Genomic DNA, 289 nt, shown 5'->3' with positions numbered 1-289 from the left:
GGTTTACTTCTACTTCTACCAGCAATTATTGGCTCGACGCTACTTTGAGCGTCTTACCAATGGACTTGGTAAGATTCCCGAATTCTCATGGTACTCTCCGATAAAGACTGGATACTATCCATTGTTGCTAACTAAGATTACACCCTTCGCACAAAGACCTGACTACTACAACTTGCACACCGAAGAAAACTATGAAAGAGTAAGATTCCTTGACACTTATGAGAAGACATTCGTTCAGTTCCTCCAAAAGGACCACTTTGAAGCCTTCGGACAAAAAATTGATTTCCAC

1 protein-coding gene is annotated in these 289 nt (G+C 41.2%); it reads left to right on the top strand.

The annotated features are described in order from the left end of the window. Positions 1–289: hypothetical protein (locus F0L46_RS27660; RefSeq protein WP_149822402.1), on the top strand; the 289-nt coding region annotated here is incomplete at both ends.

The sequence above is a fragment of the Salinarimonas soli genome (genome assembly GCF_008386575.1).
Taxonomy (GTDB): domain Bacteria; phylum Pseudomonadota; class Alphaproteobacteria; order Rhizobiales; family Beijerinckiaceae; genus Salinarimonas_A; species Salinarimonas_A soli.
The sequence above is the reverse complement of the archived record's forward strand: the minus strand, read 5'-3'. Positions and strand labels throughout refer to the sequence as shown.